Annotated in this window: 8 protein-coding genes; 4 read left to right on the forward strand and 4 right to left on the reverse strand. The window is 39.4% G+C overall.

Going from position 1 to position 12,823, the window contains the following annotated elements; translation table 11 throughout:
• Positions 1-73: 73 nt before the first annotated feature.
• Positions 74-520, reverse strand: coding sequence for a 30S ribosomal protein S9 (gene rpsI / locus KIT27_05190; GenBank protein ID MCW5589042.1), 447 nt, complete (start codon positions 518-520; stop codon positions 74-76).
• Positions 521-522: 2 nt separating this feature from the next.
• Complete coding sequence (gene rplM, locus KIT27_05195) at positions 523-960, reverse strand: 50S ribosomal protein L13 (GenBank protein ID MCW5589043.1); 438 nt, start codon at positions 958-960, stop codon at positions 523-525.
• A gap of 222 nt (positions 961-1,182) precedes the next feature.
• Here rplM and KIT27_05200 point away from each other — a divergent pair, with 222 nt between their 5' ends.
• Positions 1,183-2,304 (forward strand): hypothetical protein, encoded by a 1,122-nt coding sequence (locus KIT27_05200; GenBank protein ID MCW5589044.1) that lies wholly within the window; start codon positions 1,183-1,185, stop codon positions 2,302-2,304.
• On the opposite strand, the gene KIT27_05205 is transcribed toward KIT27_05200, so the two are convergent.
• Complete coding sequence (locus KIT27_05205) at positions 2,301-2,642, reverse strand: NAD(P)H-dependent oxidoreductase subunit E (GenBank protein MCW5589045.1); 342 nt, start codon at positions 2,640-2,642, stop codon at positions 2,301-2,303. The two genes, KIT27_05200 and KIT27_05205, sit on opposite strands and share 4 nt — an antisense overlap.
• A gap of 20 nt (positions 2,643-2,662) precedes the next feature.
• On the opposite strand from KIT27_05205, the gene KIT27_05210 reads away from it, so the two are divergent.
• The 3 genes from KIT27_05210 (at position 2,663) to KIT27_05220 (ending at position 11,848) form a co-directional block, all read left to right on the forward strand.
• Positions 2,663-3,781 carry a (Fe-S)-binding protein gene (locus tag KIT27_05210; protein ID MCW5589046.1) on the forward strand — a complete coding sequence of 373 codons (1,119 nt, stop codon included), beginning with the start codon at positions 2,663-2,665 and terminating at the stop codon, positions 3,779-3,781.
• Between the two features lie 165 nt (positions 3,782-3,946).
• Positions 3,947-6,724 carry a hypothetical protein gene (locus KIT27_05215; GenBank protein ID MCW5589047.1) on the forward strand — a complete coding sequence of 926 codons (2,778 nt, stop codon included), beginning with the start codon at positions 3,947-3,949 and terminating at the stop codon, positions 6,722-6,724.
• 252 nt (positions 6,725-6,976) lie between these two features.
• Positions 6,977-11,848 (forward strand): hypothetical protein, encoded by a 4,872-nt coding sequence (locus KIT27_05220; protein MCW5589048.1) that lies wholly within the window; start codon positions 6,977-6,979, stop codon positions 11,846-11,848.
• Between the two features lie 256 nt (positions 11,849-12,104).
• Here the strand turns inward: KIT27_05220 and KIT27_05225 are convergent, their stop codons facing one another.
• Positions 12,105-12,806 (reverse strand): hypothetical protein, encoded by a 702-nt coding sequence (locus KIT27_05225; GenBank protein ID MCW5589049.1) that lies wholly within the window; start codon positions 12,804-12,806, stop codon positions 12,105-12,107.
• Positions 12,807-12,823: the final 17 nt, after the last annotated feature.

Below are 12,823 nucleotides of genomic sequence, written 5' to 3' on the forward strand. Positions count from 1 at the left end.
AAATTGGCAAGCTTTAAATAAAAAGGTTGGACTGAGCATATCGCGCAATCCAACCAACAAAAGAAAAAAATGATTAACGTTTAGAGAATTGAGTGCCTTTACGAGCTTTATGACGACCCACTTTTTTACGTTCTACTTGACGCGAATCGCGAGTAACATAGCCTTCGCCACGCAATACTTTACGAAATGTTTGCAGGTCATCCGCAGCATCGCTGTTACTGCCTACCGTAGTCGATTCATCATATTGAATTAATGCGCGAGTAATTCCATGACGAATAGCACCCGCTTGTCCGCTGGGACCACCGCCATCGACATTGACATGAATAGTGAATTTATCGATCATCTTCACCGCTTCCAGGGGTTGACGCACCACCATGCGTGAAGTTTCGCGGCCAAAATAGTCATCAACGGGTTTGCCATTGACGATGATATCGCCTTTGCCGCCGTAATTAATGCGAACACGGGCTGTTGAGGTTTTGCGACGACCGGTTCCATAATAGGTTTGTGCTTGTGTAGTCATGCTTAATCTTCCGCTATTTCTAAAACTGTGGGTTGTTGCGCGCTATGAGGATGATTACCATCGGCATAGACTTTTAATTTACGATACATCGCGCGGCCCAAAGGATTTTTAGGTAACATGCCTTTGACGGCAAATTCGATAATCCGCTCAGGAAACTTGGCATTTAATTTTTGGAAATTGGTTTCTTTAATTCCGCCAGGATAGCCTGAATGATGAAAATATTTTTTATCTTGAACTTTATTACCCGTGACACGCACATCTTTGGCATTGATGACGATGATATAGTCGCCCGTATCCACATGCGGGGTATAGATTGCTTTATGTTTACCACGTAAACGACGTGCGATTTCACTTGCTAAACGGCCTAAGGTTTTTCCTTTGGCATCAACAAGATACCAGTCTCTAGTCACTTCGAGTGGCTTGGCTACAAAGGTACCCATCTTAAGTTTGCTCCACAATTATATCTATTGGTACAGTCATTAAAGACCGCGGATTTTACCGAGTTTACCTCCGTAAGGCAAGAAAATTTCATCTAACACCTCGAACTTTTTTATGACCCTCGCATTTTGCCATCAAAAATTTGATTGTTGTTTTTACAATTGTTATACTTATAATTGTTGTTTTTACAATTGTTGCCAAAGCAACAGTCTGAGGAGATGAGCATGAACACTCGCGAACTTTTTCCACTGGGCAAAGCTTACGGCGATGCCTTTTGTAATCGCTCACACGAAATTGAACAACTCATTGGCCATTTAACCAATGGCAAACATACGTTTATCGTCGCTCCCAGACGTTATGGAAAATCCAGTCTCTGCGAACAAGTCTTTTTAAAATCACAATTACATTTTACGAAAATCGATTTTCACTTAGCGCTAACCGAAAAAGATATCGAACGTTTTATCCTAAACGCAGTGATTCGGCTCATTGGTGAAGCGATTGGTTCCGTCGATAAACTGATTGCCACCATAAAAAAATTAGTCAAAAATTTAACTCCGAAACTGGCTTTTTCATCCGAACATGTTCGCTTAGAATTAGAGGTGACTAATGCCAGTAGTCCTGCGGAAAATATTGCCGAAAGTTTACTATTGCTCGATCGCCTTCTCGTCGAAAAAAATCAACGGGCAGCACTGTTACTGGATGAATTTCAAGAAATTGGCGCCATCAAAGAAGCAAAAGGTATCGAGGGTGCTATCCGCAGTGCCGCTCAAGAAACCAAAAAACTGGCAATGGTTTTTTCGGGCAGCAATCCGCATTTACTCAAACGCATGTTTGAAGATGAACGACGGCCGCTTTATAAACTGTGTCGCAAATTAGTATTACCCAGAATTTCCAGTGAACATTACCACGTCCACTTAACCAACGCTGCCAAACAGATGTGGGGTAATCCACTTCCTTCAGAACTTGTACAAGAAATCATTAACGTTTGTGAATGTCATCCGTATTATATGAATTATTTATGTGATGTAATTTGGTCTTCTACCGAACCTCCGCAAACAATTGAATCAATTCACCAAGCCTGGCAACGCGTGAGCGAAGAAGAATCGAGTGATTTAATCAAAGATTTTCTGAGCCTACCGGAAAATCAAAAAAAGGTTGTTAAACACATTGCCAATCAAGGAGGAGCAAATCTCTATTCCAGTGAAGCCGCAAAACTTATGGATATACCGCCTGGTTCCATCCGTGGAGCGATTGAACAATTAATTGAAAAAGACTTTATTCAAAAACACGAACATCACTTCTTGCTGATTAATCCGTTATATAAAATGCTCCTTCAAGAGCATTAACCTTTTTGCTCTGGCACCTGTTGCACCGGCATCAGCAGACGCGTAACCAGATTACCATTAATTAAATGTTCTTGAATAATTTCATCGATATCCTGCCGATTGGCGTAGCGATACCATGTGCCTTCTGGATAAATCACTAAACTGGGGCCTTCTTGACATCGTCCTAAGCAACCCGATTTACTCACTCGAATACCGCCAGCACCAGCCGGCAATCGTGATTTAATTTCTTGTTTGGCATAAGCACAGATATTTTCTGCATCATGAAGCTGACAACACGCTTTGCCACCCTCACGTAGATTCACACAAAAGAATAAGTGCTTGGTATAATAGGCCATGATTTTTTACCCTAGGACTGCTAATGAACGCTCATGATCCCTTAAAACACGCAATTGCGCAACTGAGTGAACAATGTGTTAAATGTGGATTGTGTGTAGAACATTGCCCCACCTATACCGTGTATCGTCAAGAAAATGAAAATCCGCGCGGGCGCATTGCGCTGATGCGCGCACTGGCGGACGATGAAATTACGTTTGATGAAAAAACCACGCAACATTTGGATCATTGTTTAACGTGTTTAGCCTGCGAAAATAAATGCCCATCCAATGTTAATTATCACAGCTTAATCACCTTAACTCGGCAATTGCAACAACAAACCCATCCAAAAAAAATTCATTTTTTAATTTCATTGCTACGAAAATTTCCACGTCTGGCATTTTATGCTGCGCGTATTTCGCGCCATTTTGGAAATTATTTTCAATTACGTCCATTAAAACCCTGGAAAAATTTACAAGAATATTATCCCGCCGTTCCAGAAAAAAATAATCTTATTTTTTTATTTCAAGACTGCATTGATCCTGTGTTCGATCGCGAAACTGTGTTTGCAGCAATTAAATTATTAAATCACTTAGGTTATTCAGTAAAAATTCCTCAAAAGGTTTGTTGTGGTGCGTTGGATTATCATCAGGGGTTAATGGAAAATTATCAGGCCTATCAACAACAAACGCTGCAAAAATTTTCACACTATCCCGTTGTCATTTTAAATCCAGCATGCCATCAGCAATTACGCACGTATTTATCAAAAACCTTAGATTTATATCAATTTTTATTCGAACATAATATTCAGCAATTGGCTTTTAAGCCATTAAAAGCCACCATTGCATTACACTTGCCTTGCAGCACACACCCAACATTTTCGTCACACTCTGTCATTGAATCTTTATTAACATTAATTCCCGAATTAACCATTCAATTAATTCCACACCAATATTGTTGTGGCGCTGCTGGAACTAATAGCTTAAATCACCCTAACATGGCAAAAACATTAGCTAAAAAAATCATCGCTAAGCTTCCCGAACACTGCGATTATTTTGTCACCTTGAATATAGGATGCCAATTACATCTTGCAAAATTCTTGCCAAAATCGTTAAAAATAATCACCCCCAGTAGTTTACTTGCACAGCAAATTATCACGCCATAATCGCGCACATAAACTATCAACGATCACTTACATTAATCACCGTGAATTAAAGCTGTGTTGCCAACATTTTTGGGGCAAAATAAGACTGTCAATGCAAAATCTAAATTTGGCACCGCCTATTTGCTTGAATACGGAAATCACACAACCATTATGAGGAATGCAAGGATGTCTTTCTCAACCACAGAAAAGAATTTATTTACTATTTTTAACGAATTACACACTCGTTTACAAAATTTTATCGAGCAATTTTCGCATTTTAATAACGATTTGCAACAAAACCATGCGCTGTTTCAGCAAGAATTAAATCAGCATAATCGCCAAGCAAAAGCAAAGTTATTGCAAAATTTACCACAATATAATCAAAGCTGTTGCCAACAAGCACAAGCATGTGCAAACACGCTCGATGAAATCCATCAAGCGCTAGAGGATTTATTTCAACAAACCGCACTGCCTAATAAACTTGCTAAAAAAATTACGCGCACATTACAAATCGTGCTCGCGCAACGCCAACAGCAAAAAACAATTTATTCATTAATCGATTATTTTAAACAACAAGAAATTCATTGGTACAGTCGCCAACCTGCACCACTGTTACCCAATATTACTTTACCAAGCGCACCTCAAGCGAATTTAGCGCAATTAAAACGCGATGCTGCCCGTGAGTTATTAAAAATTGGCATTAGTGCGCCAGAACATTTAGTGCAACAACAAGCGGAAATTGAATTACACAATGCCTCGCACGTGATTGTGCGCGAGCTGCCAAGCCTCGCTGAATGGCAACAAGAATGCGTAACGCATTTACAAAAATTAGATGCTTTAACTAAAAATCCGCAAACTCATAGCGAATTTCGCCGTTTACACATCGAACGAGAATTACGTCAGTTAAGTATAAAATTGCCCTATCATCGTAGCTGCTGGCAACATTGGCAAGCCAATATTGCGCAACAATATCATTATTTACAAGAAAATTATTTAACTTTGGCGCAATCCACCAAAGCGGCTCATTCGCAGCAGCGGTTACAAGCACTCCAACAACGCCAACAAGCGTTGCATCAGCAATTAACCCATTTGCATCGTATTCGTGAGTTATTTATTCAACTGCAAACTTGGCAACACTATTACGAAAAAACACCCTCGAATTTGCTAACATCCACTCAACATACAGAATTCTTGGTAAATGTTCAGCAACAATTTCCACAACATCAACAAACACTTACTTTACTCGAACAATGGCTCAATGCTTTACCCGAAGACTATCAACGCTGTCACACAGAGTTAGCCAAAACCCAATTTATTCGCCAATTACCGCATTATTTAGAACACTATCAACGTTCACTGCAACAGGTTCAACAAGAATTAAATCAACAATTAATCCAAATTGAACAATGGCAAATTCGTTTATTTGCAGGACGCGCCGAACAGGAATTAATGCAATTAGAAGGTATGAATGAATTACGGTTGCAACAACGCCAAGACGAATTAGTAAAATTGTCACAACTACAAACCGACTTACAAACCTTATATGATCGATCAATTTATATCAAAGCACAAATTCAAGCGCAAAAACTCTGGTATTACCAACAACAGCAATTGCTATTAACTCAAGATGAACACGAGCAGTTATTACAAGATTGTTACACCATCACCCAGCAAATGGCTGTGCGCGAAAAAATTTTAAATCAATATCAACAAGCAATCCAACAACGCGAATTAACTATCGCTCCTGAAACGCTTTGGCAAATGCAACAAGATTTAATGGCAGAACAACAAACATTAGTCGAATATTGGGAATGCATCGGACATTTTTCTCAACCCGAATTTGCAGAATTACGCGCGCATCGCACACGTTTACAACCACAAGCTTCATTGGCGACGGTGAGCTGGTTAGTGGCCGATAAACATCGTTTAAAACAATTATTGTTACAATTGCAAACACAGCAATCTACCGTCAATCGAGTATTAGCGTATTATATTGAGCAACGTGCTTGCACTCACATTAATCAGTGCGAAACGCCAAATGAATTGCGCAAATCATTTCATACGGCAGAGCGCATAGAAAAATCGCTACGTCAACAAACCAAAAATGAATTTTCTAAAGTTACCTTAAGAACGTGGCTCAATGTCGCCGAACAATTACTCACGAATTATTATAATTTCGATAATTGGCGATTAATGCGGGCGAATATGAAATTATTATTAACGAAAATTAATCGCTTAAACGAAGCCATGCACACCGTTCAACAACATCAAGCACAGGCTTATCACGCTTTATTTTCCGCAGGTGGTAACATTAATCCCGATCAACTAGCGCATGCACCGTTAAATTATCAGCATAAACACATTCAACAAACCTTAAAAACTCGCAGTAAATGGCAACAGCTCTCACAACAATTACAAGAATTTTTACACGCACTGGATCATACCCGCCGGAGTTTGATTGAAAGTTTGACTAAGTTAAAACGCTTAAGCCAAGCCAGCACCACCTATTTTTTTGTCAAACCCAATCAACAATCGGCACACGCAGAATTAGCACCGCTTTGCCATCCTAAACATTTAACCAATGAATGGCGTTTATTTCACAGCGATACTAAATTGCACGTGCTATTAAAAACGCATCATATTAAATTACCCAAACAACCGGCTAATAACCAACAGTTAGCCGAAACCGTCCGCCAAATGGTCGATCAAGGGATCACCAATGGCTGGAAATCGATTCGCTTTAGCGGCCACAATCAACAATTGATTATGGTAGCCTGCGCCTACGCCAGCGCCTTAAACTTCCCCATCGATTGGGACGCGATTCCCAACGCCAGTTTTCGCGCTACGCCTCATTTTCAAGCAATGGTGGAAAAGGAAGCTCTGCGGATAGAACAAACGCGGTTACCCGAAGTAACAGAAATGCCAAAACCCAGCGCGCCGGAGCGGGTTTTGGGGGTGGAGTGAGGAGTAGAATTGACTAGCTTGAGGTAAAGGTGGATATAAAATTAGCAAAATATTACTGACTAAGACCATAAACTGTGATAAAATTTTTAATAGGAAACATTTTTTTCTTTAGAATAGATAGACTGTATAAATCTTATATCTAAGCTAAACTATACTCAATTAAAGTTCTAAGAGAGTATACACAAGGTCATTTCAAGGAACGAAATCTAGAAGTTATAACGAAAAAGTTAGAAAAATGCGAGGTCATCAATTATGGCAGCTGTTAATGTTTTACCCCCCGTTCCTGATTTAACCAGTAATTACCAACAAGCCTTTGATGCAATATACAAGCAATGTGCTGATTTAAATACTCAAGGCTCTGCTTTAAACGGCCTCGACAATAAATTAAAAGTTGAATTAACCGAAATACTAGCACGACTTGACCCTTCCCAGAATCCCAAAATTAACACAGCTCTTTCAAGACAACGCCAAACAATCTTAAGTGATTGTTCAGGACTCAACTCTATAGCAGGTTACCACACTCGCCATGAACTGGACTCACTAAACGCCACGGCTACAAAAAAGAAAAAAGCGGTGGAGCGCTATTTAAACTGGTCATTAAAAAACACTCAAGCGGATATGGATAGAGCTTTGGAAATCATTAAATCCAAAGAACCAAAGCGTACAGAAGCTGCTAAAAAAACTATTGAAGAACAACGTCAAAGTGCTATTGACGCCGCTCAAAAAGCTTACGCTGTTCAAAAAGAAAAATTACAAAAAGAAGCTGCTGACACGGCTATTGCTTACTGCACGGCTTTTGGAGGACTTGAGCTCAGTGAGTGGCGTTGGTCAGATACAGGATGGGATTTTGCCTTTGGATTTAGAAAACCAATCAAACGCTGGATAAAAACCGGTCTATCAGATGTGGCGGACAGTGTGCGAGCAATTCCATTTGTTGAACGTTCACCAATCCATCGTATCCAGAACGAAGATCCTGAGAATAAGGAATCTGCGCACATTGAATTTCAAAATCTATTAAAATCGAGTACCAAATCTACCGGTTTACAACTAGCGGTGGGCGGTCAAGGAACAACTCCACTTTGGGACATGTTAGAGAACATTAACGCAGTAGATTATCACCAAGCTCACTTACTAGCGAAAGGTGGTGGTACTGCAGGCGGCGATAAATCCCTGACTCTTCAAACCAAAGCCAATCAGAATAATTCTTATACCATTTCCTGTCCCGACTTTAACAGTAGTTTATTTGGCCTAGACAAGCTAAGAGCGTCGTGGGCATCTCGCACTTGGTTAGGTGGTGAAGGACGGATTCATCAGTATAATCGTGACATTTGTAAATATTCTGCGCTTCTTGGGCGCGTTCATCAACCTCATCTTCAAAAAAATCCATTAAAACCATTAACTGTTCATGTCGATAAATCCACCCTTGACGGAAAACCACTTAGCAATGAAGATAAAATTGCATTAATCATTGCTGCCTCAAACTGTGGCTACTTGCTAGACCCACCACTTGAAAAATTATTGGAAAAATTACCCGAGACGGTACCTGGTCTCAAAGAACCGATCAAAACTGCAGATTTTATCAAAAATAAAACAATAGCCGTGCGCCAACATCAACACTACCATCCCAACAAACCAGAAACTCTTGTTGCCGCAATCGACCAATGCACGCTTGAAGCCCCTAATGAACAAGCTGATCCAGTTAATTTTGCCAAGCTTGCTGACTCAGAACAAGATAAGGTATTTAAAGAAGCACCGGCTGTTGCTTGTGCAGAAATTCTACTGAGTGAATTAATCAGCACTGAACGCCAACAAAAATTATTAAACTCATTTGTGGATACTTCGCATCTTAAAGTAGCACAAATCATCGATTTTATTTCCGCCGGAATTGATTTTACTGATCCCGCAACCACTCAATATGCTCAGCTAATATCTAGCAAACAAGCCCAACTGATTCAAAATCTTTCGCCAAATAATTCACGCACTACAGATATCCTGCGTGCCCTGCGCTCTGAAACAAGATTACAATTATTTTACTATGCCCATAAAAACAAAAACGATGCCCTACTTAAACAACTTTACACGGCAGAACCCGACTTCGCACGCCGAGCAGAAATGCTCATGGGGCTACAGACCGAAGGAGATATAAAAAGTTTTTCAGATGCAAATTCAACAACAGATCGAATAAATATATTAGCAGCCAAAGGTTTAAGATTGGATGCACTAACAGCCCTTATTAATAACCAAAGTGACTCGCCATTCACTAAAAACCTTGCGAAACATTTAACACCCGAAGCATTAGCCCGTATTTATTTTGTTAAATTTAATTCAAACCATAACCTTGATAGTGGAAAAGCATTTTTTGAAGACTTTATTCCCTTTAGTAAAACGGAGCATAAAAACGCTAAAGAAAAAATTCAACGTTTTTTTAGTGCCCTCACACTGCTCGATAAAACAATGAGTCATGGCCTTCTCAGCGTAGTTGTAGTCAGTCGAAAAAAAGCTAAAAAAGAATATGCTGAATATTTTGAAGAGCGTTTTACCGAATCACTTAAAAAACCAACACGTGAGATGGAATTATCGGCAAAAATTGACATCGCTCAATTACCGGATGATGTTTTTAATGAGCTTTCTCCTACAACAATACAAAATCCAGGTATCACTTTATTAAAGACATTTTATGTCTTTGATAACTCATCCCAAAGTCTTGAGATTTTATTAACCGCCTACAATAAAAATCAAGAAACTGCTAAAACTATTTTTAATACGATATCTCTTAATCAAAAATTACTTTTGTTAAGTGACTTTCTCAATGAGAATGGAAAAATCACTCCACAAATTGCCATGCAAACTGCATTATTTACTAATTTAAACGACTCGCAAATTTGTGACTTATTACGCGAAGTGAGTAAAGATGAATATAATGCACCTAGCGACACCTACACCCAACGTCTTGCCATCATTGGACTATTTCATCGGTTAAATGAAGATCGCAGAAAAGCCATCATCCAACACCTTCACGCGAGTGAAAATGTCGCACAAATTCTTCATAAAACAGGTGGTCATATTACTAGTAAGGCACTGCATAAAAAAATTACAGAAGGGGCTGATGGTTATGGGGCAGATGTGGGTACCTTACAACATTTGAATCAGTTGCATGCGGATTTAACTGCTAACAATAATAATGTGCCAACCTGGACAGATGTTGTTAATAAGAATGAGCTCAATAATTGGCAAGCGAATAATGGGGACAAACCTACTGTAACAAAATTAAAAGAAATAATTAAAAAATATATCGATGAAGCCCGAGAATCCTATATCAATGCAATTTTACTTGCCCCAGATGAGGCAACAAAAGCAGCTGTCATTACTGATTACGAAAACTTTTTAACACAAAAAGCAATTATTTTGGAGAAATTAAACTCTAATGACCAAACAAACGTGCAAGATGCTTTGGATGCCATAAATACAATTAAAAGTCATTTTGCTGATGATCAATCTTTACAAAATTGCAGTAAGAGCATGTCACATCAAGCCGCAGATAAGGATCATTCCGCAGCTACACAGTATTTATTGCACGCTCAAACTTTTATACAGGGTAATAAAACCAATCCCCAGCTTGTTGCTCAATTTTTGCTAGATTTTTATCAGATACATAGCGAAGTTGCTAATGGATATAATGTAGACAATAACCATGTAGATGATATTGCTTCTATTCATAATAAATTCAAAATAAATAATAGCATTCTCTTTACAGCTAATAACGAATTAATAATAACAACGGAAGAAATGGCAAAAATCCTAGAGCAACTTTATCTTATTAAAGAAAAAGAACATGATCCTACAAAGAAAACTCAAATTGAAGCGCGTTTAAAAGAAATTCTAATTAATATTAATGCGAATACTCTAGCAACTATTATGGCAAACATGTCTAACTCTACCGCTATATCAGCCTTATATAAAACTTACGCTGAAGATGCTAATGGCTTAAATAGTCAAGTGGATGGTGAAGCTACCTTTCTTAGAACGCTCTTAACCCCTCCTAATAACAATGTATCTGCTAGCTGGTATACTCAAGCAGAGCGTAATGCCAAAATAATTTTTAAATCACGTGATGACAATAGCCAAAATGCTATTTGGAATGTGCTTGTTGATTATCATCAACAAAATAATAACGCATTATCTAAACGAGTACTAAAAACTTTATTTGGTGTTTTAAATACATCAAAACAACAAGCAAAAACAACACAAAATCTTGACTTGCGTGGAAATATTGAGCATTTTGATGTGGATCATAGTTATAATGAAAATGATTATAATTTTAATAATGCTAATCCAGACCAGGCAGCCTCAATAAAAGCATCAGCAGATCGCATTCTTGCCTGTTTAAGCTCGCCCGACATTACACCCGAACGTGCCGATGAATTGATTTTTCATACTAACAACTGGAAGGTAGCTGGCGTAGGCACTGATGATAACAATGCGAAAATTGATCAAACTCCAGATAACTATGCTTCCAAAAAAGGGATACCCTACTATATTATTGAGCATCTTCCATTTGCCAAAATGGCAGTAGCAGTTCGAACGCTTTCTAATTATCAGAAACGAGTATTGCTACTCAATGATAAAATGGATGAGTTGTATAATTCTGGTAACTTAGCAACCTTCCTCATAAACTTTCGTCAAGGCAGAGATCCAGATAATTGGAATATAACTAAAGCTATGCAAGCTCAACATATGTTAGCTCGACTTTATGAAAAATGGCATGCAAGTCCAGAGAAAATTCTTGAGGTTTTAACTGAGTTAGCCAATCGGGATGATAAGGATAGTTTAGATACTCTACGTGAAATGTTAATTGCAAAAGCCCCTTATAAACTGGCAGATGGTGATCAAAACAGAGAAATCGATATAAATAGCCCAATTTTAGCAGCGGATCAAATAGCAAAAATTATTGAAGACTCCAAAGCTACGCCAGCTAGAAAGCAAGAGATATTTGGTCATCTTCCACATAATGGTACTCTACGAAATGATGTTCTTACTGCACTCACTGCTAAAACAAAAGCACAGGTATTAGGACATCCAGAAGAAGAATTATCCGCCAATAATGCCAAGAAAAACCGTAGCTAGGATCGAAGCACAGCGAACTCGAAATCCAGCCCGTAGCCTGGAACGAAGCGCAGCGGAGATCCAGGATCAGAACATTAATAAAACTCTGATCCCAGATCTAGCATTTTTATATTTCGATTATGGATCGCATCAAAGCGGAGACCCAGGATCGGTATTTTTTCATAGTGCTAATCCTGGATCTCCGCTTCGCTCCGTTCCAGGCTACGGCTGCGCTTCATTCCAGACTACATTAAGTTACATCAAGCCCGGCAATACGTTAACGTTTTTTTGGTTTGGGTGAGCCGCTGCTGGAAGAGCCGCTGCCTTTTACTCCGCCGTTGGCTTTTAAGGCGGCGAAAATCATTAAATCTTCGCCAGTGGGTTCGTAGTTAATGGCAAAGCCAAAGGTTTGGGCGGCCATCCAGGCAGCGCGTTGCATAGAGCGAAAACCGCCGAGAATGGCGGCGGAAGTCCAGCGGCTGGCGGCGATTTCGATCATTTGCACGGCGGTGTCGTAATATTGTTTTACAATCGTGCCTTCGGGATTGATCCATTGGCTGCCACTGCCATCATCATCGAGCATTTCCCCTTGTTCATTGTACCGATTTAAACGAAACGCGCCGAAATTACAACGCCCAGGCCCGGCGGTTAATCTATCGCCACGATCGTGAATTTGCCAGTGGCTGTGGAGTGCGGTAATGATTTTGGGTTTGACGGAATTATCGGGCACGTTGGCTAAGTCGGCATTGCAAATATCTAAAAACGGATACATTCCCACAATATAATCAATATCATTTTGGGTGATCGGACGCTCTAGGGCAAATTTCCGAATTTGCTCAACCGATAACGGTTTGCCGCCTGTTCCGAGCGATTCCCAAAATTGCGCATTTTCATCGTTTGCGGTTTCTGGATCAAAATCATCATCTGTGTGATCAACCATGCTCGCACTCTCTGTTTGAATAATTAATAAATTATACACGAATGTAGCCTGGAACG

The organism is Legionellales bacterium (assembly GCA_026125385.1).
Lineage (GTDB): Bacteria > Pseudomonadota > Gammaproteobacteria > JAHCLG01 > JAHCLG01 > JAHCLG01.